This window comes from Noviherbaspirillum sp., assembly GCF_035654295.1.
GTDB lineage: Bacteria > Pseudomonadota > Gammaproteobacteria > Burkholderiales > Burkholderiaceae_D > Noviherbaspirillum.
Window position 1 is genome coordinate 1 of sequence record NZ_DASRXF010000096.1, and the last position, 20,824, is coordinate 20,824.

Genomic DNA, 20,824 nt, shown 5'->3' on the forward strand with positions numbered 1-20,824 from the left:
GAGAGCCAGAGGGATTACATTATGAACACCAGTGAACTGAATTTCGCCTACAAGGTACGGCATGCGCTGAACGAGAGCGCCGATAAACTTCCGCCATCCACCGCGGAAAAGCTCGCATCCGCGCGCAAAGTCGCTCTTTCACGCCAGAAGAAGGAGTCCGGGCTGCGTGTGTTTGTCTCGCTCCGCCTGCTTGCGGGCGACGCCGGGCGCTTTTTCAGCGAGCCGCTTGCCTGGCTGGGGCGCATGGGCGTGATGGTGCCCGTGATCGCCCTGTTTGCACTCATGGCAAGCATCTACCAGGTCGAGCAGGAGCACATCAGCAACACGGCGGAAATGGATGCCGAGGTGCTGGCTGACGAGCTGCCGCTGTCGGCATACCTGGACAACGGATTCAATGCCTTCCTGGCGTCCGGGGATGATTGACATGAATCGAAAGACATTCGCGCCGGCCGCCCGCCTCCTGCGGGCGGTCTGCTTTCTGGCCGTGCCGCTCGCGGCAGGCCTGGCGCTCCCGGGCGGCACCACCGCCCAGACCGCGGGGGTACCGCCCGCATCTGCCGCACCGGCGGTCTCCAAGCCCTTGTGGTCGGACCTGAACGCCGCACAGCAGCAGGCACTGGCCCCGCTGGCCGTCGAATGGGACATGCTCGAACCTGTCCGCAAGAACAAATGGCTCGCGATCGCCAACAAGTTTGGCGCCATGAAGCCGGAGGAACAGCAGCGCATGCAGGAACGCATGCGCGACTGGGTCAAGCTCACGCCCGAACAGCGCCGCCTGGCACGCGAGAACTATGTCCGCGCGAAGAAGCTGAAACCGGACCAGAAGTCCGCGCAGTGGGAGCAGTATCAGCAACTGACGGAAGAAGAGAAGAAAAAACTGGGCGCCGATACCGCGGCGAAAAAGAAGGTCGCCACCCTTCCCCCGCCGGGCGCCCAGGACAAGCAGGCAAAACCCCTGCCCCCGATCAAGGCCACGCCCAAGCCGGTCCTCGAACAATCCGTGACACCCAAGGCCGCCAACCGGTCGGCCTTGCAACCGTCCGTACCTCCCGACTCGAAGTAAGCAGAACAATTGGATACAACCGCAACTCCCACGCTTCGGCGACGCTTTGCCAGCATGCTTTATGAATCCATGCTGATTTTTGCCGTGCTGTTCATTTTTGGAGGGATGTTCTCCATCCTGATGGAACAGAAGCACGCGCTCTATCTGCGCGGTCTCATGCAGGACTGGCTGCTCCTCCTGCTGGCACTGTACTTCGTCTGGTTCTGGACGCACGGCGGACAGACGCTCGCAATGCAGACCTGGCGTATCCGCCTGGTCACGATCGACGGCGGCCCTGTCGGCTTCAAGCGTGCGCTGGGGCGGTTCATCCTGTCATGGATGTGGATCATGCCCGGACTCGTGGCCGCATGGGCCATCGGTGCCAAGGCATGGATGCTCGTCCTGATCCCGGCGGCGAATGTGGTGCTGTGGGCGCTGGCGGCGTTCCTCGATCCGCAGCGGCAGTTCCTCCACGACCGCATTGCCGGTACGCGCCTTATCTCGTTCGATCCGCCGGAGGGAAAGCCGGCAAAGAAACTGCGCTCAACCTGAGCGGCTGCGGAACGGCTCGGCCTCTCCGGCATACAGGCGCCGCATGATCGCCGTCTCGCGCTGCACGGCCGTGTCCACGAAGGCCCTCGGATCTTTCATGCTTTTGAAGGCCTTGAATCCGCGCTCCAGGAAACTTTGCAGTTCCCCCAGGCCGGCGAGTTTCGCCGGCCCTCTCATCATTGCAAGCGTGCTGCCGATCAGCGGAACGCGGATCAGCTCGCATAGTGCCCGGCCGACAGAGGCGACATGGTCGATCTGCAATTCCCTGTCGGCCCGCGTCCCTGCCTTGCGATAAGCCTCGATGTAGTCATTCTCGGCGAATGTTTCGCCCAGGCGGTCCGCCATTGCCGCATCGAGGCGCTCGGACAGCGCGTCGAGCGTGATGGCATCGGCGACCGTCGCCAGCGCCGCCGCCGGCAACAACCGCTCCATTGCCGGCACGACCCGCTCCAGGCTGGCATCCCTGTCCGTCAGGTCCGCCGTGCTGTAGAGGTCGTGCAGGAAAAACTGCGCCGCGGCACGGGTATCGGGCGACGCCAACTGGTCTGCATGGGTGTCAGCCATGCGCTGCGCCTGGAAAGCGCGCACGGCGAGACGCGCGGCATGGAGTTTGGGATCGCTCTTCGCAGCCTGACGTGCGGCAATCACCGATGCCAGTTCACGGCGAAGGGCGGAAACCACTTGCGGGTTGCTCATGATGTCAGCCTGCTTTCTGGTATCGCACATTTTGCATAGCGCGATTTTGCCCCGGCACGAGAGGACGCAGCGCAAGAACAGGGCGTCTAGAGCTAGAACTCTACTTTGCTCCGGGTGTGCGCGAAAGCGCTGGAGTACACTGCAAAAAACAAGAAAGCGATGGAGACATGGCAACCAACTCATCCCGACGTACTTTCCTGAAAGTCGGGCTGTTCGGCACGCTCGCGCTCGCGGCGGCCGGCAGCCTGTACCGCGTCACGCGCCCCGCAGAGACGCCGCGCCCCTTCGAGATGGACGATGCGGCGAGGTCCATACTCGCAGCGATCGTACCGGCAATGCTCAAGGATGCCGTCACCTCTCAGGCGGAGGTGGACGCAGCCGTCGGTTACGTCGACGACGCCATCCTCGGCCTGCCGCTTTCCGCACAAAAAGAACTCCAGGATCTTTTCGCCCTGCTGGCTCTCGCGCCCTCGCGGCGGCTGCTGGCCGGCGTCCCCGATGACTGGCGTAATGCGAAACCCGAAGACGTCGCCGCCTTCCTGCAAGACTGGCGCTTCAGCCGCGTTGCCCTCTTCCAGGGAGCCTATCTCGGCCTGCACGACCTCATCGCCGGCTCCTGGTACGCCCAGGAGTCCACATGGGCGTCCATCGGTTATCCCGGTCCGATCAAGGAATTGAGTTGAGAGGCTCCATGACAATGTCTTCGAACAACACCATCCCCGATCCGATACAAGCCGGCCTTGCCAAGGGCTGGAAAGTGATCGACGCCTCCGCACTGCAGGACAACATGCGCGTCGAAGCCGACGTGGCAGTGATCGGCACCGGCGCCGGCGGCGGTGTCACCGCGGAAATCCTGGCGCTTGCGGGCCTGAACGTCGTCCTCATCGAGGAGGGCCCGCTGAAGTCATCGAAAGACTTCAAGATGCGCGAGGCCCAGGCGTATCCGACCCTCTACCAGGAATCGGCCGCACGCAAGACCAAGGACAAGGCGATCAACATCCTGCAGGGCCGCGCCGTTGGCGGCTCGACGACGGTGAATTGGACGTCCAGCTTCCGCACACCGAACGGAACGCTCGCGCACTGGCAGCAGAAATTCGGCTTGAAGGATTACACCCCGGAAGCGCTGGCGCCGTGGTTTGCAATGATGGAGCAGCGGCTGAACATCGGCGTGTGGCTGACACCGCCGAACGAGAACAACGACCTGCTCAAGCGCGGCGCGGCCAAGCTGGGCATTCCCGCCGCGGCAATCTTGCGCAACGTCAAAGGATGCTGGAACCTGGGGTACTGCGGCATGGGTTGCCCCACCAACGCCAAGCAGTCGATGCTGGTCACCACCATCCCATCGGCGCTCGAACACGGCGCTACCCTGCTCACCCGCACCCGCGCGCAGAAACTGGCGCTGAACGGGGACAAGGTGACCGGCCTGGCATGCGTGGCGCTCGACGGCACCGGCCTTGCGCACACAGGAAAGACGATCGAAGTCCGTGCGCGCCACTATGTCGTCGCCGGCGGCGCAATCAATTCGCCTGCCTTGCTGATGCGCTCCGGCGCACCCGATCCTCACGGCCTGCTGGGCAAGCGCACCTTCCTGCACCCAACAACCATTTCCGCCGCACTCTTCGACCACAAGGTGGAAGGATTTTCCGGCGCGCCGCAAACCATCTATTCCGACCATTTCCTCGATACCCAGGCGATCGACGGGCCGATCGGTTACAAGCTGGAAGCGCCGCCGCTGCATCCCCTGCTCTTCGCCTCGACCATGCACGGCTTCGGCGCCGAGCATTCCGAGAGAATGCGCCTGTTCCCCAACACGCATGCGCTGCTTGCACTCCTGCGCGACGGCTTCCATGAACACTCCCTCGGCGGCACGGTGCAACTGAGGAATGACGGTTCGCCGGTGCTCGACTACCCGATCTCCGATTTCGTCTGGGACGGCGTCAGGCGTTCGCTGCTCAGCATGGCGGAAATCCAGTTCGCCGCAGGTGCGAAGAGCGTCCACCCGGTGCATGAAAAGGCGGAGGGATACACAAGCTGGGAAGCGGCGAAGAAGGCGATCAACGACTTGCCGTACAAGCCCCTGCTGGGGCGAGTCGTGTCCGCGCACGTCATGGGCGGCTGCGGCATGTCGGACGATGTACGGAGCGGCGTCGTTTCATCGAAGGGGCGATATCACGGAGTGGCAAACCTGTCGGTCCACGACGGCTCTCTGTTCCCCACCTCGATCGGCGCCAATCCGCAGTTGTCGATCTACGGAATCACAGCTAAGCTGGCAAGTACGCTGGCAAACGATCTCACAGGAAAGCCGGCACCGACGCCTACCGCTGCCTGATGCATGGTTGTACGAATCACGAGACTCTTGCTGCTGATCCAGATGCTTGCCGCAGCGGCCATTGCAGCCGCTGCGATGCAATTCTTCGACGTCGGCAATGCCGCTTTGGCGGCGGTCATCGGCATCGCCATCGTTCTTCTTGTCCGGCTTGTCATCACGGGCAATAACTTCCTTCTTGCAGCACGGCACCGTAGCGAGACGCCGATGCACCATCGGATCAAAACCTGGACCGGTGTCAGGCTGTTCCTCTACGAATTCCGCGCGACGATGACGGCCTCATCCTGGACCATGCCGTTCCGCACCTTTTCAGTACGGATGCCGGCACAGCCGCAGGGCCTGCCTGTCCTGCTGGTGCATGGCTACGGGTGCAACAGCGGCTACTGGCACGCCATGAGCAAGTCCTTGCAGAAGGCAAACATTACTCACCGCGCCGTCGACCTGGAACCGGTGATCGGAAGCATCGACGAGTATGCACCTCTGATTCACAGGGCAGTCGAAACGCTGTGCCGGGAGACCGGCAGCGACAAGGTGGTGATCGTGGCGCACAGCATGGGCGGTCTTGCCTCGCGTGCCTACCTGCGCGACCATGGCCCGGCGCGGATCGCCCGGCTGATCACGCTCGGTACGCCGCATCACGGCACCAGCCTCGCTCACTTCGGTGTGGGGCTGAATACCCATCAGATGCAGTGGACGGCGAGTGAGCAGGAGGGCCTCTCAAGCGAATGGCTGCGCAAACTGAAGTCAGGCGAGAACCCGGCGATCTACCGCCTGATGGTCTCCATCTATTCGCACCATGACAACATCATTTCGCCGCAGACGTCGTCGCATCTGGATGGCGCAAAAAATATCGAACTGAACGGCATCGGTCATGTTGCCCTCGGGTTCGATCCCGAGGTGCAGGCGATGGTCATCCGCGAAGTCCGGGATGCATCGGCCCGGCATGCACCAATCCCGGCGCCGTACGCCGCCCTAAAGCCAGCCTGATTTCTTGAAGCGCCGGTAAAGATACGCACACAAGGCCGCCACGAAACAGAGCGCCGCGGGGTAACCGTATCTCCATTTCAGCTCCGGCATGTATTCGAAGTTCATGCCCCAGATGCCAACGAATGCGGTCGCCACCGCGAAAATCGCCGCCCACGCCGCCAAGCGCTTGTTGACTTCGCTTTCCTCGATCGTGACCATCGACAGGTTGACCTGGATCGCCGTCGCGATCGTATCCCGGATATTGTCGATCGAGGTGTTGATGCGGTAAAGGTGGTCGTACACGTCGCGGAAATATTCCTGCGTGTTCATGCAGATGCGTGGCACCCTTCCCCCGAAAAGCCGCGCCGATGCCTCCATCAAAGGCGTGACCGCATGCTTGAGCGTGGTGACTTTGCGCTTGAGCTGGTAGAGGCGTTCGATGTTGGCGCGCTCCGATCCCTTGTTGAAGATCTGATCCTCGATGGTTTCCAGTTCCCGCTCCAGCGCATCGATCACCGGGAAATAGCGGTCGACGACCGCGTCCATGAGCGCGTAAAAGACGAATGCCGAGCCTTGCTTCAGGAGCTGGGGCTCGCGCTCGCAGCGGGCGCGCACGCCCAGGAAGCCCTGTTCGCTCTCGTTCCGCACGGACACGACGTAATTCTCTTCCACGAAGATGTCCAGCTCGCCCACGCGCAAGTCGCCGTCAACCATCTCGATCATGTGGACCACCGCGAAGAGCGAATCGCCGTACTCTTCGATCTTCGGCCGCTGGTGGCCGTGCAGCGCATCCTCGACGGCCAGTTCATGCAGGTTGAACTCCGCCTGCATGGTCTTGAGCTCTTTCAGCTCAGCATCCTTCAGCGCCACCCACACAAAGCAATCCGGCAGCTTCAGGTACGCGCCGATCTTGTCGATCGACACGTCAGTCAAGCGCTTTCCATCCTGATAGGCCACACAGTTGATGAGCATGGAATTCTCCGAAACGCAGATTGGTTGAGCTTACACCGAAGGCGGTCGGCATTTCTTGGCAGAACGCAGGCGGATCAACGCAATTCGATGATCCCGTTCGCCGTCGCAAGGCGGGCAACGAGGTACGGCATCTGGCCATCCCCCTGCCGGATACAAAGCCGGCCATCTTCCTTCAATCCGATTTGCGACCAGGCAGCGCGTAATTGTTCTGGATGCGGATGATATGCCTCAAGCCGTTCGAGCCTGCATCCCGAGGCCGGCATGATATGGGTCGGATGCGTACCGCCCGGCCACTGGATGACTGTCGGAATAGTCCCGCCTTCCAGCAATGCGCCGTCGTCCCGGATAGTGATCTGCCAGGACAGCTGCCCGCGCTGCATGTCGCGCACAGGACCGAGCTCAGGCAGCGCGGATACTGCGGCGGCAATATCAGTTGTGCCGGCAACAAAAGTAGCGAGATAGGGGCCGGCGGCAGCACGTTCGCGCTGATCCGGCTGGTCCATGCCGAACCAGCGCGGACAATCGGTAGCGCCAGCCTGGGGATTGACGGCAATGACTTCCAGATAAATGCCATCGTCGAGGTTCAACAGGTAATTGTGCGTCCCGACGCGCGCGTGTTCACCACCCTTCACGAGCGTGACACCCAGCGCCTTTTCGCAGAAATCAACACCGGCTTCCAAGTTGGATGCGACGATGACGACATGGTCGAGCCTGGATTCAATCCGCTGCATGCTTTCTTCCCGTAATCCTGTTTTTCTTTGGGCCAATCCTGCGTCGCCCGCGATTTGAACTTTTCAGTCCTGCCCGAAACCTATCCTCTGCAACGGCCGTTCGCACCCGTTGCCTTACATCAAGGAGGCCACATGAAACGATCCTGCGTTGCCATCGTATCGACCCTTGCATTGTCAGTCTTCGGCTCCACTGCATGGGCCGCCGACATTGTCGAAACCGCGTCCACGTCTGGATCATTCAAGACTTTTCTCGCAGCAGCAAAGGCGGCGGGCATGACCGAGACCCTGAAAAATTCGGGGCCGTATACCGTCTTCGCCCCCAGCGATTCCGCGTTCAACCAGCTTCCTCCCGGCACCGTCAGTTTGCTGATGAAAGACAAGGAAAAGCTGGCTCAGATACTGGCACATCATGTGATCCCGGGCAAGGTTACCGTGGCCGACGTGAAGCCGGGCAAGGTGCAGACGATACATGGGGACACGGTCACCCTGAAGTCGGACAATGGAAAGGTCACCGTGGAAAACGCGAATGTCGTGCAAAGCGACATGATGGCCGACAACGGCGTGATCCACGAGATCGACGCGGTCGTTCTTCCGCAGAAGTAAAAACGCCCGGCGGGGCCGGGCGTCTTCATGTTGATGCAGCGGGAAATCCCGATCAGAAGTGAACTCCGCGCAGCAGCTGCTGGAGCGCAATCTGGTCTGCATTCATCTGCGGGACCTTCTTCTCGCCATTGCTCTTGGCCGCATCCGAGTCGGGGAACATGCGGAAGCTGGTGTTCATGATGATCTGCGCCACGCGCGGCACGAGCGCATGGAGCACCTCGCCGAGCACACCGAGGCGCGTAGCGATGCGCACCGGCTTGTACACGATTGCCTGCGCGATCAGGTCGGCGGCATCGTCCGGCGACAGCGTCGGCACGTTCTGGTAGATCTTCGTCGGAGCGATCATCGGCGTGCGCACCAGCGGCATGTTGATCGTCGTGAACTTGATGTTCATGTCGGCGAATTCCGATGCGGCGCAGCGCGTCCATGCGTCCAGCGCCGCTTTCGACGCCACGTAGGCCGAGAAGCGCGGCGCATTGGTCAGCACACCGATCGATGAGATGTTGATGACGTGTCCGCGGCGCTGCTCGATCATCTTCGGCAACAGGCCCATCGTCAGCCGCAGTGCGCCGAAGTAATTGAGCTGCATGGTGCGCTCGAAGTCATGGAAGCGGTCGTAACTGGATTCGATGCCGCGGCGGATCGAGCGTCCTGCGTTGTTGACCAGGACATCGACGCCGCCGTGATTCTCGATCAGCAGCTTCACGAAGCGGTCGCAGTCGGCCATATCGGCAACGTCGGCCGCATAGGTAATGACATCGAAGCCGCGGTCGTTGATTTCCTTCTTCGCCTCGGCGAGCTTCTCCTCGTCGCGCCCGCAGATGATGGTGATGGCGCCGGCCTCGGCCAATTTGTGCGCCGTCGCCAGTCCGATGCCGGAGGAACCGCCGGTGACCAGCACCACCTTGCCCGCCACCTGGCCGCGCAGCGTGCGATCGATGAACAGGTCCGGATCGAGATTGCGTTCCCAGTAGTCCCAGATACGGCAGGCGTAATCGTCGAGGCGCGGGCAGGCAATGCCGCTCCCCTTCAGCGCAGCGGCCGCTTCGCGATTGTCGAAGCGCGTCGGGTAGTTAATGAACTGCATCAGGTCGTCCGGCAGCCCGAGGTCTTTCATGACTGCGGACTTCACGCGCCGCACGGGCGTGAGTGCCATCATGCCCTTCTTGATGGACTTGGGAATGAAACCGAACAAGGCGGCATTGATGCGCAAGCTCATGGTCGGTGCATGCGCGGCGCGCGAGAAGGTATTGAGCACATCGCCCACGCGCATCGGCTCCGGGTCGGTGAGGTGGAAGCACTTGCCGTCCAGCTTGGGCTGGTGCGCGATGTGATCCATCGCGTCGACGACATAATCGACCGGAACGATGTTGATGCGCCCGCCTTCCAGTCCGATGGTCGGCATCCAGGGCGGAAGTATCTGGCGGATGCGCTGTATCAGCTTGAAGAAGTAGTACGGGCCGTCGATCTTGTCCATCTCGCCGGTCGTCGAATCGCCGACCACGAGGCCGGGGCGATACACGCGGAACGCCCCCTTGCACTCCTTGCGCACGATCTTTTCGGATTCATGCTTGGACGCAAAGTACGGATGCTCGAGGCTCTCCGCTTCCTCGAACATGTCCTCGCGGAAGATGCCTTCGAACAGTCCGGCCGCGGCAATCGAGCTGACGTGGTGGAAGCATCCGGCGCTGATCGCATTGGCGAACGCCACCGTATTGCGCGTGCCGTCGATGTTCACCGCCATCTGTTCTTCTGCGTCTGCCTTCAGGTCGTAAATGGCCGCGAGATGGAAGAAGTGATCGATGTTCTTGGAGAGCGCCTTGGTGTCGTCTTTCGACACCCCCAGTTTCGCAGCGCGCAGATCGCCGTAGACCGGGATCGCGCGCGATTTCGTCGTGCCCCAATATTCGAGCAGGCCCGGCACCTTGGCCTTGCTTTCTTCCCTGATGAGGAAGTAGACGACGCTCCCTTTGCGGGCGAGGAGTTTCTTCACCAGCCGCTTTCCGATGAAGCCCGTGGCCCCCGTAACGAAATACTGCATGCTGCCTCCCTTTTATTCGAATTTGTGACACGCAATCATTACAGGCTGCTCCCTGCTTTGCAAGCGCCCCCTTGCGCCGGGCTTCCCAATTAGAACGGCTGCTCTACGGCTTTAGAACCCGATCTCTAGTTTTGGCGCCTACACTGCCAGCATCGAAAAGCGCGTCGGTTGAGCCGGCGTATAGTCAACCTACGATGGAGAACATGATGGTCAAGAAACTGAAAGCACTGGCCCAATCCGACGACACGCAACTGGCAGAAGCCGTCCGCGCATCGGCGCAGCAGATCTGGCAGGCCGGCCTGGGCGCCTTTGCCAAGGCACAGGAAGAAGGCGGCAGGGTGTTCGCCAAGCTGGTAAAGGAAGGCACCGAACTGCAGAAGCGTACCCAGCAATTGGCCAACGGCAAAGTGTCGGACGTGACCGGCACGGTGGTGCGCATGGCCGACTCCGTCAGCAAGCAGGCCGCCGGTTCCTGGGACAAGCTCGAGCAAGTGTTCGAAGACCGCGTGTCCCGTTCGCTGAAGAGCCTGGGCGTGCCGACCCAGGAAGATATTCAGGCCCTCACGAAGCGCGTCGAAGAACTGAACAAGGCCGTCTCTGCCCTCTCGGGCAAGAAGCCCGCCGCAAGCAAGACCGCGGCAAAACCCGCTGCAAAGAAGTCGGCAGCCAAGAAAGCGGCAGCCAAGCCGGTTGCAAAGAAGGCGACCAAGACGGCATCCAGGAAAGCTGCGGCGAAGTAAGGCCTGCATGCACACACTGAGGGGCTTGTGCGACGCACAAGCCCTTTTTGCTTCCACGCGAAGAAGCTGACCATCGAGCCCCATGACTGCAAAGCGACCACAGAAAAACACTCCCCCAAGCCCTGCAGCCCGCCGTACCGGCAAACGAGCGACGGGACGCATCGGGCTTGCCCTTGCCGGAGGAGGCCCGCTCGGCGCCGTCTATGAAATCGGTGCGCTCGCCGCGCTGGAAGAGTCGATCGAAGGCCTGGACCTCAACAATGCTGCGATCTATGTCGGCATCAGCGCCGGCGGAATCATCGCCGCCGGACTGGCCAACGGCATCACGCCGCACGACATGTGCCGCCTGTTCGTGGAAAGCGATACGGGCGAGGCGCACGAAGAACTCTTCAGGCCGGAGATGCTGCTGCGCCCGGCATGGGAGGAGTTCAGCATCCGCGCAGCGGCCTTCCCCATCCTCCTCGCCGGCGGCCTGTTCCATTATGTGACGCGCCGCGGCAAGACCAGCGTTGCCAATTCGCTGGAGCGGCTCAAGGGCGTGCTGCCCACCGGGATCCTGTCCGGCGAGGGCATTCACGAATTCATGCAGCGCGCCTTTTCGGAAGCGGGCCGCACCAACGATTTCCGCGCGCTGAAACAAAAGCTGGTCATCGTTGCGACCGATCTCGACTCAGGCGAGGCCATCCGGTTCGGACGGCCAGGGTTCGACCACGTGCCGATTTCGAAGGCGGCGCAGGCGAGCGCGGCGGTGCCCGGCCTGTTCCCGCCGGTCGAGATCGGCGGCCGCTACTTCGTCGACGGCGCGCTGCGCAAGACGCTGCATGCATCGATCGCGCTTGAAGAAGAAGTCGACATGCTGATCTGCCTGAACCCGATCGTCCCCTACAACGCACGCTCCCTGCACAAGCCGGGCAAGCTGGCACAGGGCGGGCTGCTGGCGGTCCTGTCGCAGACGCTGCGCGCCATCATTCATTCGCGTGTCGAGATCGGCATGTCCAACTACGTGGTGAACTACCCGGACACGGACATCATCCTGGTCGAGCCGAGCACCGAAGATGCGGACATGTTCTTCACCAACCTGTTCAGCTACAACAGCAGGCGTCGCATGTGCGAGAGCGCCTACCAGAACACGCGGATGATGCTCTGGCAGCGGCGCCACGAAATCGGGCCGATGCTGGCGAAGAACGGCCTGCGCCTGAAGCTGTCTGTCCTTCGCGACAGCACCCTCACCCTCGTCAAGAATCCCGTCGCGGCGAAGGAGGATCGCTTCGGACTCCAGCGGCTCACCGATACCCTCGACAGCCTGGAACGCCACCTGAAAATCGCAGGAGGATAGTTGATGCGCGGCGTTTCTGGAATGATTCATCGGTGTTATGCTAGATCCCGGTTCACAAATTGCCGAGTACGTGAACGGGACCTGGGCCGCCCGCCATGCCAGACGCCGCCCCGATCCGGACGCCGCTCCCGCGCACGGTCCCACGCACGGCCATTTGTCAACCGGACTCTTATAAAAAGGCCTGAGCACAAATGGGAGGCATCGAGCATGCAACACAAAGCCCCTCGGCGCACGCGGGAACGGATTCTTGAGCTGTCGCTGCGGCTGTTCAATGAATTCGGTGAGCCGAACATCACCACCACCGTCATCGCCGAAGAGATGAACATCTCGCCCGGCAACCTGTACTACCACTTCCGCAACAAGGACGACATCGTCAACTCGCTCTTCGCCCAGTTCGAAGCCGAGATCGGACGCATGCTGGCCGTGCCCGCCGACCGCCGCCCCAACATCGAGGACGTGTGGCTGTACCTGCACCTGATGTTCGAACTGGTGTGGCGCTACCGCTTCTTCTATCGCGACCTGTCCGACCTGCTGTCGCGCAACCGCAAGCTGGAACTGCATTTCAAGCAGATCCTCGCGCACAAGATCAAGGTTGCGCAGCAGTTGTGCCTCGGCCTGCGCAGCGACCAGGCGCTGGAGGCCAACGACCACGAAATCGATGCGCTGGCGACGAACGTCGTCGTCGTCGCGACATACTGGCTCTCGTACGAATACGTGCGCAATCCGCGCAAATACTCCGAGCAGGAAGCCATGGCCGAAGCGCTGGCGCGCGGGTGCTACCAGGTACTGTCCCTGCTTGGCCCCTACCTCCGGGGCGAGACGCATCTGCTGTTCGAAAAGCTCGCCGAGGAATACCTGAAAAAACTCAAATAAGGACAAACACCATGGCATGGAGCAAATTCCCGTATCCCGACGATTCCTACGTCTACACGCCCGCCGGCCTGAAGAAGGCCTGGGCGCGCCTGCACGCCGGCGATGCCGAGCCCTTCCCGAAGGATGCGAAGCTGGTCGACGCCTGGATCGCATTCCATGCCGGGGAGTTTGAAAAGGCCGCCAAGCTCGGGCTTGCCGCCGGGGTGGACGGTTACTCCGTCGCGAACAAGGCGACGGCCATCTATGCGAACTATCTCGAGAAATCCGAAAAGAAGAAGCTCGCGATGTTCCAGGAGGTGGCCGAGCGCTGCGAAGCGCAGCAGAAGGAACAGCCCAAGAACGCCGCCGCGTGGTACTGGCACGCCTATTCCCTCGGCCGTTATGCGCAAGGGATCTCGATCGTGAAAGCGCTCTCGCAAGGGATAGGCAACAAGGTCAAGAACAGCCTCGACATGACGGTCAAGCTCGCGCCCAAGCATGCGGACGCCCACATCGGCCTCGGCACTTACCATGCCGAGATCATCGACAAGGTCGGTGCGATGATCGGCGGCCTGACCTATGGCGCGAAGAAGGAAGAGGGACTCAAGTTCTTCAAGACGGCATTGAAGCTCAACCCGGACTCCGCCATTGCACGCGTGGAATATGCGAACGGGCTGGTCATGCTGGAAGGCAAAAAGAAGATGGACGAAGCGGTCAAGCTGTATGAGGAAGCCGCCGCCTGCGAGCCGGTCGACGCAATGGAAAGGCTGGACGTGGAGCTTGCGAAGGAAGAACTCGACGACTGAACCAGCCAGGATCGGGTATGCTGCCAAGCTGGCAGTACCCGAATCACGCACACCAGCCGGGCATGTCCCGGCTTTTTTCATCCGGATTGAAATGAACTCTCTTTGTGTTTACTGCGGCGCTTCAATCGGCGCCTCCCCCGTGTATGCAGACGGCGCGCGCCTGCTCGCCAAGGCGATGGTGGAAGCGAATATCGCGCTGGTCTACGGCGGCGGCAATGTCGGCCTGATGGGTGTCATTGCCGATGAAGTCATGCGTCTCGGGGGCCAGGCTACCGGCGTCATTCCCAGAGCCTTGATGGACAAGGAAGTCGGCCATCACGGCTTGACGCAACTGCATATCGTGAAGGACATGCACGAGCGCAAGGCCTTGATGGCGGAGCTGTCGGACGGCTTCATCGCCATGCCCGGCGGCATAGGCACGCTGGAGGAATTGTTCGAGGTGTTCACCTGGTCGCAGCTGGGATTGCACGACAAGCCCATCGGACTGCTGAACGTGAACGGCTATTACGACCGCCTGATCGGCTTCCTCGAGCATGTGGTGGCAGAGCGCTTCCTGCGGCAGGAGCAGGCATCGCTGCTCATTCACGATGCGTCGGCTTGCGCGCTGGTGGAACGTCTGCGCACCTACGTGCCGCAGCGCCACGAAAAGGTGCTCGACGCTGCCACCGCGAAGAAAATTGTCTGAGCGTTACGGCTGCAACTGGCTGATCCGTCCTTCGACGAAGGCAAGCAGTTCCGAAGAGAGGCTGTTGCTTGCCTTGGCCCTGCGGAAGGATTCGTAGGCTTCCGGATTGCGTTGCTCGGCCTGCAGCGAGATGCCCAAGCCCATCCACCACACCCCGTTCTGCGGCGACTTCTGCAGCGCAAGCAGGTAGTACTCGACAGCCTGCTTGTGCCGCCCGTCCCTTTGCAACAGGGCGGCGAGGAAGGCCACGTAGTCAGCCTTTTCCATCGCATGGGGCAAACTGCGCTCCAGCGTTTCGATCGCCGGCCGCAGTTCGCCTTTTTCAAGCTGCAGCCGCGCCAGGATCATTGCCAGCCCGGTCTGCGCCGGATCGGCATTCAAGCCTTCGCGCGCACGCTGCATGGCGTCGTCTTGCTGCTTCGCATCGAGCAGCAATCCGATCAGCGCCTGGCGGGCGCCGGCATGCTTGGATTCGACCTGGAGCGCCTGCTCCAGTCCGCTGATCGCCTCCGCCCTCTTTCCCTGCTGAAGCGCGAGGATGGCCTTGCGGTAGTCGTTCTCGGCGCGCTGTGCCGGCGTCAATTCCTTGACCTGTTTGTTGAGCGTCGGGGGAATGATCGCTTCAGATGGTTTCGATGCCGGGACCGGCGCCATCGCCTTCACCGGCGGTACGACCTCTGCCGCTGTAGGCACCGGCGCCGGCGCACGCTCCTTCACGGGCTGGGCGGCAACCTGCAACTTCGTCTGCACCGGCTTGCGCTCCAGTTGCACCTGCTCCCGCAGGGGAGCGGCCGGCTTCGGGCTCGCCTCAACCACGGGCTGCGGAACAGGGACAGGCACTGGCGGCGTTGCAGGGGCCGCCGGCGCAGCGATCGGGTTAGGAGGCTGGGCGCCGGTCAGGCCGACATCCAGCTTCAGCGGCAAGCGGGCACTCGTGCCCACGGGCGCAGGCGGCTCCGGCCGCAGCAGGACGTAACCCACCACGCCGATGAGCATGCCGCCCAGGGCAAGCGCGACCCACCACGCGGGATGGATGCGGCTGCGCTCGGGGACCGCGCGTATCTGCTGGCCGAAGGAGCCGCCGCCGGAGACATCCGAACGCCGCGCGTCCAGGTCCTTCAACATCTGGTTGATCAGGCTCATTGGAAGTACGCCCATCCTGCGCCGGTCGTCGCGAGCAGCAACGCGAGACCGCCGAACCACGCCCACGGCCAGCTACGCTTCCTGGCCGCGCCCGTATCGCTTGCGGCGGCGGCAACGTGCCGTGCCTTTGTCTGTTGCTTGCCTTCGCCGAAAGTCAGCATCAGCGCCTTGTGCGCAAGGATATTGACGAGACGCGGGATACCGCCGCTGGCCGCATACAGCGCCTTGACCGCACCGCGATCGAACAAGCGGCTGCCGGTATATCCCGCCACGCTCAGGCGGTGCGACACGTAAAACTCCATGTCGTCCTTCGAAAGCGGCCCGAGGTGGTAGTGGAACGTGATCCGCTGGTTCAACTGGCGGATGGCTTCCTGCTGCAGCTTGCGGTCCAGTTCCGGCTGCCCGAACATCACGATCTGCAGCAGCTTGCGCTTTTCGGTTTCCAGGTTGGTGAGCAGGCGCAGCGCTTCGAGGCTTTCGATGGGCATGGCCTGCGCTTCGTCCAGGCACAGGATGGCGCGCTTGCCCTCTCGCGCCAGCACGAGGAGGCGGTGGTTGATCGCTTTGAGCAGCTGATGCTGATCGACGTCCTTGTCCTGCGGGATCTCCAGTTCCTCCGCGAGCGCCAGCATCAGGGTGCGCGGTTCGAGGAAGGGGTTGGGGATATAGGCGGTGACGAATCCCTTGTCGAGGGATGCCATGAACTTGCGGCACAGGAGCGTCTTGCCGACGCCGACCTCGCCGGTGATCTTGATGAAGCCCTCGCCGTTCCTGGCGGCGACGAGCAGCGTGTTCAGGGCCTCCTGGTAATTGGAGCACGCGAAGAAGAAACTGGTATCCGGCGTGATCCCGAATGGAAGTTCGCGAAGGCCGAAATGGGCTTTATACATACGTTAGCGCAATTCGAAGGTATTCCGTGGCTCCAGCGCCTGGATGCGCTTCTGCATCTCCGACACATCCTGCGCCCAGGTGGCGTCGCCGTGCACGATCGTCGGCTTCAGGAGAATGACGAGCTCCCTCTTTTGCGTCAGCTGGTTCGTGTTGCGGAACAGGTTGCCGACGACGGGAACATTGCCGGCGCCCGGCACCTGCGAGCGGTCGGACGTGCTGGCCTGGCGCATCAAGCCGCCAATGGCAACGATCTGCCCATCCTTGCCGCGCACGATGCTATCCGTCTCCGACACGGTGCTCGAAGCCAGCGGCAAGCTGAACGAACCTGCATTGCCGAGATTGAGCGGCTTGTCCACCGTGGTCACGCTGCTGACCGAGGGATGGATATGCAAGGTGATGTTGCCGGCATCGTCGATCTGCGGCGTGACGTCCAGCGCCACGCCCGAGAAGAACGGCTGCACCGTCACGCTCGGGCTGGTGGTGCTGGTGGTGCCGGTGGCGGTGGTGGTCGAACTTACGTTGGTGACGAAGAATTCATCCTTGCCGACCTTCAGCACCGCCTTCTGATTGTTCAGCGTCGCGATGCGCGGGCTGGACAGCACATGCACCTGCCCTTGCGTCTCGAGGAAGGAAATCAGCGCCGCGAAGTTATTGGTCTGGAACGCCAGGCCGAACAAGGAGCCGGCGGCGCTGCCGGTGGCCGCGAGATCGAGGCTGGTGTTGGCGGTGATGGTGGCATTGCCCACGGCGCCGGTGGTCGGATTGACGCTGCCGACGGTCGAGCTGAGCGTGTTGGAGCGCGCGGCCGAGGCGAGGCTCGTGCCCGGTGCGATGAAGCCCGAGGACACCCTGTTGTTGCCGATGCCGGTGATCGATGCAAACGATGCCCAGTTGATGCCCGACTGGAAGCTGTCGTTCAGCTGAACTTCGAGGATCTTCGCTTCCAGGATGACCTGGCGGTCCACCGCGAGCTGGGCCGCCTTGAGGTAGGACGAGACATTCTTCAGTTCATCCCACATCCCGCGCACAAGCACCACGCCGGACTGCGGGCTGACCACCACGCTGCGGCCTTCCTTGTTCCCCACGATCGCTTCCAGCGAGGCCTTGAGCTCGCTCCAGAAATCGCTGTTGGAAGTGGTGCTGATCTTGCTGCTGTTGAGCGTCACCGACTGATTGCCGGGCGTCCCCGGAATGCCTGGTGTGTTCGGCTGGCTGGCCGCATTCTGCTGGCTGCCGGTGGCCGAGGTGTCGCTCACCGAACCCGAGGTCACGCGGATGTCGGAGGTTCCCCTGCGGTTGGTGGTCAGGTAGTTGACCGAGAACACGCGGGTTTGCAGCGTGAGCGGCTTGATGTAGATGCGCGTGCCGTCCACCTGGTAGTCGTAACCGTAGAGTTCGCGGATGGCGTCGAGCGCCTCGAACAGGGTGACATCCTTGAGGTTGGCGGAAATCGATCCGGTGACATCCGGATGCACGAGCATGCTGTAGCGCGTGCCGGACGCAATGGCAACGAAGAACTGGTTCGCCGGCACATTGTTGAGCGCCAGGCTGAAGCGCTCCTCCACCGGCGTCTGCGCCTTCGGCACCTCGATGTTGATTGGAGGCAACAATGCGGCCGAAACAGCATCGGGTTGGGCCTGACGCTGCGATGCAGCGGCGGCTTTGTTGAGCTCACCGCTGATCATGTCATAGGTTTCGCGCGACGGAGGCGTCGTGCATCCGAGCAATCCAAGGGCAGCAACAATTGTTATCGATTTATGCATTCTGTTATGCCTTATTGCTGTCAGCTACCTGTAGGGTGTCCCTTGCGGAAGGGGTTCGACCGTTTCTCGACACTCGGGAAAAGCTTGAGTGTTTGCAATCCCTTTCCACTACGCAATATCACCTCATTTTCCGTTATTTTGGCAACCTGCGCATCTCCGATCCGGTCGCCCACGCGCACCGTCTGGCCGCTGATGATAGCGACCGTCCTGACCGGCGAGATCAATATCGATTGCAGGACCGGCCCTTCCTCCGCCGCCGGACCGCGCACATCGCCGGCAGAGACCGCTGCCGGCGGACGCGTCGGATCGACCAGCGTCTCGGCCTGCACCGCCGGAAGGAAAAAAGCGGCGACCAGCATCGCAAGCGCTCTCACGGCCATCGGCACCGGCATCAGATGTTCAACCATTTCTTGTCCAGGCTTAAGGTATAGAGCGTGAGCGTAAGCCGGGCCTGCGGATACTCTTCCGCATCGAGCTGCGCCCCGCCCCAGAACAACTGCCAAGGCAGGCCTTCCAGCTGGCTCATGTAGCTCACCATGTCGAGGTAACTCCCCTGCACGACGATCTCCACGCCATGTTTATAGACTGGTGGAACCGGCGTTGCGGCCTGCGCGGCCTGCTTGTCTTTCCCGCCGTCGCCTCCTGCGGGCTGCTCGACGAGATTCGCCGCCGGCAGCGTCTTGAGCGAGACCAGCCGAAGACCGCCGTTGCGCCTGAGCAGGCCTTCAAGCAGCTCCGGCATCTTGTCCGGCGAAACGAGTCCTTTTTGCAGCTCCGACAGCTCGGCTTGCTTCTGGCGCAGTTGCTCCGACAGCTGCTTCAGCCTTTCGCGGTTCTCGGCGTCCGGGTCGCGCGTCTGGGCGCGTACGCCTTGCTGGATGCCGTTCCTGACTTCCGCCAGCTTGGCCTGGCTATGGTTGATCTGCTCGGTCAGCATCTTCTGCTGGCGGAACAAGGGATCGATCATGGTCTTGTCCACCAGGGTGATGATGACCAGGGCGGCTGCCGCAAACACGATCGCCCGCTCGCGCAGGCTCAAGGCGTCGATCCGCAGCACAAGCCGTTGCCATTGCTGTTTCATCGCTGGGCCGCTCCTGCCGGGCCTGCCTTCTGCAGACCGGCGCTCCGAAGATTGAATTCGACGTAGTTCCCCTGCCCCTGTTTCGATGCTGCCTTGTCCGCCTCGCCCTGCTTCTCGCTCGACGGCGCATTCATCTCCAGCGCGCTGAAGGACGCACCCTTCATCGCAGGCTCGCGCTTGAGCCTGTTGAAGTAATCGGGGACGAGGTCGGCGGCGATGGTACGCCCGCGGATGCCCATCTCGCTGCCCGCACCCTGAATGGTCAAGCCGGTCAGCCAGACTCCGGGTACGACCTGGCGAGCAAACGCCTTGAAGTATTCCGAGTAGCCCTTCGTATTGCCGATATCGCCCTGGCTCAGCGTACCGAACACCTGCTCCAGCTGCGCCAGCTCGGTTTCGGTTTTCTTGATGCCCTGCTCAAGGGCCGTATTCTTCTGCCTCGACTTGACCAGATCGTTGATCTGCTTGAGCTGCGCATCCGCCGCGGACAGCTGGCTCGCGAACGACGATGCCTCCGACTTGAGGACGTTCGTCCGGTAGGTCAGGTAACCGGCCAGCAGCAGCGAGCCGACGAGGATCAGGCCCAGGCCCTGGGCCATCGTCACCGCCGAGAAATGCTTCTTCTGCTTGAGGAAGATCGGATTGAACAGGTTGATCTGCTGACTCACAGGGCCTTCTCCTCGTGGCGCAGCGCCGCACCCAGCGTCATGAAGAATCGCTGCTGGCTTTCCAGGAATTTCAGGTCAGGAACGGCAGACAGGTCGAGGACCTGTTCGAGGTTGAGCGCATCCACTTCGATGTAGAGGTTGGTGGACAGGTACTCGCGCAAACCGGCACCCGCCTCGCCCATCGGCGCCATCAGGAGCTTCGGCACATTGACGAAGTGGTACTGCCGGTCGAAGTGGTCGAGCGAGCGCTGCAATTCCAGCGTGATGCGGTCATGCAGTCCGCGCCGCTGATCGGCATCGCCCTGGGCCAGCTGGTCCAGCGAAATGTCGATTCGCCGCGACAGGTAAATCTCGCCCTGGTAAGTGACTGTCAGCAGCCCGCCCTCGCTGCTGAAGGACAGCATCGCAAGCCCGCGGCCTTCCGGCTCAAGGAGTGCGGAAATGTTGCGTTGCGCCATATCCGGGATGTCGATCACCGTGAGCGGAATCTTCGCGTCGGTGAACAAGGTCTGGCGCTGCTCGATAAGCTGGTTGCGCGCAGCGACTGCGTACATGGAGTGGGTGCGGCTGCCGCCATTCTTGTCGACCGGGACATCGAGCACGTCGATGGTGGCGTCATCGACGTGGTAGTCGAGCATGTCTTTCAAGCGCCAGCGAATTGCCGTCTTGAGCTCCTCGGGCGGGACATTCGGTGCATCGACCGACAGCAGCTGGTATTCGCTCGGCGCAAGCAAGGTGGTGCACTGGTAGCCGCCCGCCTGGTAATCCTTGGCGATCTTTTGCAGGAGTTCGGGCCACTGCGATTGTTTCCCCTTGGAAAAACCGACAGCTTCGACTTTCGGCAGACCAGTTGACGGGCGCGACACGATGGCTACGCACACGCCCTCGCCCTGAAAACTGGTTGCCATCCAACCGGCAGTCTTTCTCGCT

The 20,824-nt window shown here is 62.0% G+C and carries 23 protein-coding genes; 12 read left to right on the forward strand and 11 right to left on the reverse strand.

Translation table 11 applies throughout. From position 1 onward, the window contains the following. The 3 genes from VFF99_RS10190 to VFF99_RS10200 all read left to right on the forward strand — a co-directional run. The coding region (locus VFF99_RS10190; RefSeq protein ID WP_325017490.1) for a DUF3619 family protein at window positions 1-423 on the forward strand (423 nt) is incomplete at its 5' end. A 1-nt stretch (window position 424) separates the two neighbouring features. After that, complete coding sequence (locus VFF99_RS10195) at window positions 425-1,063, forward strand: DUF3106 domain-containing protein (protein ID WP_325017491.1); 639 nt, start codon at window positions 425-427, stop codon at window positions 1,061-1,063. A 9-nt stretch (window positions 1,064-1,072) separates the two neighbouring features. Next, a complete protein-coding gene (locus tag VFF99_RS10200; protein ID WP_325017493.1) occupies window positions 1,073-1,594 on the forward strand; it encodes an RDD family protein in 522 nt (173 codons plus the stop codon). Here the strand turns inward: VFF99_RS10200 and VFF99_RS10205 are convergent. After that, window positions 1,586-2,290: an FFLEELY motif protein gene (locus tag VFF99_RS10205; RefSeq protein WP_325017495.1), complete on the reverse strand. Its 705-nt coding sequence runs from the start codon at window positions 2,288-2,290 to the stop codon at window positions 1,586-1,588. The genes VFF99_RS10200 and VFF99_RS10205 overlap by 9 nt on opposite strands. A gap of 167 nt (window positions 2,291-2,457) precedes the next feature. On the opposite strand from VFF99_RS10205, the gene VFF99_RS10210 reads away from it, so the two are divergent. From VFF99_RS10210 to VFF99_RS10220, 3 genes are read left to right on the forward strand one after another with little or no spacing between them, the layout of a single operon-like run. Further along, complete coding sequence (locus VFF99_RS10210; protein WP_325017496.1) at window positions 2,458-2,973, forward strand: hypothetical protein; 516 nt, start codon at window positions 2,458-2,460, stop codon at window positions 2,971-2,973. 14 nt (window positions 2,974-2,987) lie between these two features. Next, on the forward strand, window positions 2,988-4,619 hold the full coding sequence (locus VFF99_RS10215; protein ID WP_325017542.1) for a GMC family oxidoreductase: 1,632 nt from the start codon (window positions 2,988-2,990) through the stop codon (window positions 4,617-4,619). Window positions 4,620-4,646: 27 nt separating this feature from the next. Beyond that, entirely contained in the window at window positions 4,647-5,603 is a 957-nt protein-coding gene (locus VFF99_RS10220; RefSeq protein WP_325017498.1) for an alpha/beta fold hydrolase, read from the forward strand. Here the strand turns inward: VFF99_RS10220 and corA are convergent. Together corA and VFF99_RS10230 are read right to left on the reverse strand one after the other, a co-directional pair. Next, window positions 5,589-6,554, reverse strand: coding sequence for a magnesium/cobalt transporter CorA (corA, locus tag VFF99_RS10225; protein ID WP_325017500.1), 966 nt, complete (start codon window positions 6,552-6,554; stop codon window positions 5,589-5,591). The genes VFF99_RS10220 and corA overlap by 15 nt on opposite strands. Before the next feature lie 74 nt (window positions 6,555-6,628). Further along, window positions 6,629-7,285, reverse strand: a complete 657-nt coding sequence (locus VFF99_RS10230; RefSeq protein ID WP_325017502.1) for a VOC family protein — start codon at window positions 7,283-7,285, stop codon at window positions 6,629-6,631. A 132-nt stretch (window positions 7,286-7,417) separates the two neighbouring features. Here VFF99_RS10230 and VFF99_RS10235 point away from each other — a divergent pair, with 132 nt between their 5' ends. Then, on the forward strand, window positions 7,418-7,888 hold the full coding sequence (locus VFF99_RS10235) for a fasciclin domain-containing protein (RefSeq protein ID WP_325017504.1): 471 nt from the start codon (window positions 7,418-7,420) through the stop codon (window positions 7,886-7,888). A gap of 52 nt (window positions 7,889-7,940) precedes the next feature. On the opposite strand, the gene VFF99_RS10240 is transcribed toward VFF99_RS10235, so the two are convergent. Then, complete coding sequence (locus VFF99_RS10240; RefSeq protein ID WP_325017506.1) at window positions 7,941-9,929, reverse strand: SDR family oxidoreductase; 1,989 nt, start codon at window positions 9,927-9,929, stop codon at window positions 7,941-7,943. Between the two features lie 203 nt (window positions 9,930-10,132). On the opposite strand from VFF99_RS10240, the gene VFF99_RS10245 reads away from it, so the two are divergent. From VFF99_RS10245 to VFF99_RS10265, 5 genes are all read left to right on the forward strand, one after another. Continuing rightward, on the forward strand, window positions 10,133-10,669 hold the full coding sequence (locus tag VFF99_RS10245) for a phasin family protein (RefSeq protein WP_325017507.1): 537 nt from the start codon (window positions 10,133-10,135) through the stop codon (window positions 10,667-10,669). Window positions 10,670-10,751: 82 nt separating this feature from the next. Continuing rightward, window positions 10,752-12,005 carry a patatin-like phospholipase family protein gene (locus tag VFF99_RS10250; RefSeq protein WP_325017509.1) on the forward strand — a complete coding sequence of 418 codons (1,254 nt, stop codon included), beginning with the start codon at window positions 10,752-10,754 and terminating at the stop codon, window positions 12,003-12,005. Window positions 12,006-12,212: 207 nt separating this feature from the next. Continuing rightward, on the forward strand, window positions 12,213-12,878 hold the full coding sequence (locus VFF99_RS10255) for a TetR/AcrR family transcriptional regulator (RefSeq protein WP_325017511.1): 666 nt from the start codon (window positions 12,213-12,215) through the stop codon (window positions 12,876-12,878). A gap of 11 nt (window positions 12,879-12,889) precedes the next feature. After that, complete coding sequence (locus VFF99_RS10260; RefSeq protein ID WP_325017513.1) at window positions 12,890-13,663, forward strand: hypothetical protein; 774 nt, start codon at window positions 12,890-12,892, stop codon at window positions 13,661-13,663. 91 nt (window positions 13,664-13,754) lie between these two features. Beyond that, complete coding sequence (locus VFF99_RS10265) at window positions 13,755-14,348, forward strand: TIGR00730 family Rossman fold protein (RefSeq protein WP_325017515.1); 594 nt, start codon at window positions 13,755-13,757, stop codon at window positions 14,346-14,348. Window positions 14,349-14,351: 3 nt separating this feature from the next. On the opposite strand, the gene VFF99_RS10270 is transcribed toward VFF99_RS10265, so the two are convergent. From VFF99_RS10270 to VFF99_RS10300, 7 genes are read right to left on the reverse strand one after another with little or no spacing between them, the layout of a single operon-like run. Then, window positions 14,352-15,491, reverse strand: coding sequence for a hypothetical protein (locus tag VFF99_RS10270; protein ID WP_325017517.1), 1,140 nt, complete (start codon window positions 15,489-15,491; stop codon window positions 14,352-14,354). Beyond that, the gene (locus tag VFF99_RS10275) at window positions 15,488-16,381 is read right to left on the reverse strand and encodes an ExeA family protein (protein ID WP_325017519.1); all 894 of its coding nucleotides are present in this window, start codon (window positions 16,379-16,381) and stop codon (window positions 15,488-15,490) included. The genes VFF99_RS10270 and VFF99_RS10275 overlap by 4 nt, the downstream gene beginning before the upstream one ends. A gap of 3 nt (window positions 16,382-16,384) precedes the next feature. Further along, window positions 16,385-18,145 (reverse strand): pilus (MSHA type) biogenesis protein MshL, encoded by a 1,761-nt coding sequence (gene mshL / locus VFF99_RS10280; protein ID WP_325017521.1) that lies wholly within the window; start codon window positions 18,143-18,145, stop codon window positions 16,385-16,387. 20 nt (window positions 18,146-18,165) lie between these two features. Next, on the reverse strand, window positions 18,166-18,552 hold the full coding sequence (locus tag VFF99_RS10285) for an MSHA biogenesis protein MshK (protein WP_325017523.1): 387 nt from the start codon (window positions 18,550-18,552) through the stop codon (window positions 18,166-18,168). Then, on the reverse strand, window positions 18,537-19,226 hold the full coding sequence (locus VFF99_RS10290; protein WP_325017525.1) for an MSHA biogenesis protein MshJ: 690 nt from the start codon (window positions 19,224-19,226) through the stop codon (window positions 18,537-18,539). The genes VFF99_RS10285 and VFF99_RS10290 overlap by 16 nt, the downstream gene beginning before the upstream one ends. Beyond that, window positions 19,223-19,894: a PilN domain-containing protein gene (locus tag VFF99_RS10295; RefSeq protein WP_325017527.1), complete on the reverse strand. Its 672-nt coding sequence runs from the start codon at window positions 19,892-19,894 to the stop codon at window positions 19,223-19,225. Before VFF99_RS10295 ends, VFF99_RS10290 begins: the two co-directional genes overlap by 4 nt. Continuing rightward, window positions 19,891-20,802, reverse strand: a complete 912-nt coding sequence (locus tag VFF99_RS10300; protein ID WP_325017529.1) for an agglutinin biogenesis protein MshI — start codon at window positions 20,800-20,802, stop codon at window positions 19,891-19,893. The genes VFF99_RS10295 and VFF99_RS10300 overlap by 4 nt, the downstream gene beginning before the upstream one ends. Between the last annotated feature and the right edge of the window lie 22 nt (window positions 20,803-20,824).

What these genes read in the sequence shown, in the direction of transcription:
- VFF99_RS10195 (WP_325017491.1), top strand. Translation starts at nt 425, where the DNA reads ATGAATCGAAAGACATTCGCGCCGGCCGCCCGCCTCCTGCGGGCGGTC.
- VFF99_RS10205 (WP_325017495.1), bottom strand. Translation starts at nt 2,290, where the DNA reads ATGAGCAACCCGCAAGTGGTTTCCGCCCTTCGCCGTGAACTGGCATCG.
- VFF99_RS10210 (WP_325017496.1), top strand. Translation starts at nt 2,458, where the DNA reads ATGGCAACCAACTCATCCCGACGTACTTTCCTGAAAGTCGGGCTGTTC.
- VFF99_RS10215 (WP_325017542.1), top strand. Translation starts at nt 2,988, where the DNA reads ATGTCTTCGAACAACACCATCCCCGATCCGATACAAGCCGGCCTTGCC.
- corA (WP_325017500.1), bottom strand. Translation starts at nt 6,554, where the DNA reads ATGCTCATCAACTGTGTGGCCTATCAGGATGGAAAGCGCTTGACTGAC.
- VFF99_RS10230 (WP_325017502.1), bottom strand. Translation starts at nt 7,285, where the DNA reads ATGCAGCGGATTGAATCCAGGCTCGACCATGTCGTCATCGTCGCATCC.
- VFF99_RS10235 (WP_325017504.1), top strand. Translation starts at nt 7,418, where the DNA reads ATGAAACGATCCTGCGTTGCCATCGTATCGACCCTTGCATTGTCAGTC.
- VFF99_RS10240 (WP_325017506.1), bottom strand. Translation starts at nt 9,929, where the DNA reads ATGCAGTATTTCGTTACGGGGGCCACGGGCTTCATCGGAAAGCGGCTG.
- VFF99_RS10245 (WP_325017507.1), top strand. Translation starts at nt 10,133, where the DNA reads ATGATGGTCAAGAAACTGAAAGCACTGGCCCAATCCGACGACACGCAA.
- VFF99_RS10250 (WP_325017509.1), top strand. Translation starts at nt 10,752, where the DNA reads ATGACTGCAAAGCGACCACAGAAAAACACTCCCCCAAGCCCTGCAGCC.
- VFF99_RS10255 (WP_325017511.1), top strand. Translation starts at nt 12,213, where the DNA reads ATGCAACACAAAGCCCCTCGGCGCACGCGGGAACGGATTCTTGAGCTG.
- VFF99_RS10260 (WP_325017513.1), top strand. Translation starts at nt 12,890, where the DNA reads ATGGCATGGAGCAAATTCCCGTATCCCGACGATTCCTACGTCTACACG.
- VFF99_RS10265 (WP_325017515.1), top strand. Translation starts at nt 13,755, where the DNA reads ATGAACTCTCTTTGTGTTTACTGCGGCGCTTCAATCGGCGCCTCCCCC.
- VFF99_RS10270 (WP_325017517.1), bottom strand. Translation starts at nt 15,491, where the DNA reads ATGAGCCTGATCAACCAGATGTTGAAGGACCTGGACGCGCGGCGTTCG.
- VFF99_RS10275 (WP_325017519.1), bottom strand. Translation starts at nt 16,381, where the DNA reads ATGTATAAAGCCCATTTCGGCCTTCGCGAACTTCCATTCGGGATCACG.
- mshL (WP_325017521.1), bottom strand. Translation starts at nt 18,145, where the DNA reads ATGCATAAATCGATAACAATTGTTGCTGCCCTTGGATTGCTCGGATGC.
- VFF99_RS10285 (WP_325017523.1), bottom strand. Translation starts at nt 18,552, where the DNA reads ATGGTTGAACATCTGATGCCGGTGCCGATGGCCGTGAGAGCGCTTGCG.
- VFF99_RS10290 (WP_325017525.1), bottom strand. Translation starts at nt 19,226, where the DNA reads ATGAAACAGCAATGGCAACGGCTTGTGCTGCGGATCGACGCCTTGAGC.
- VFF99_RS10300 (WP_325017529.1), bottom strand. Translation starts at nt 20,802, where the DNA reads ATGGCAACCAGTTTTCAGGGCGAGGGCGTGTGCGTAGCCATCGTGTCG.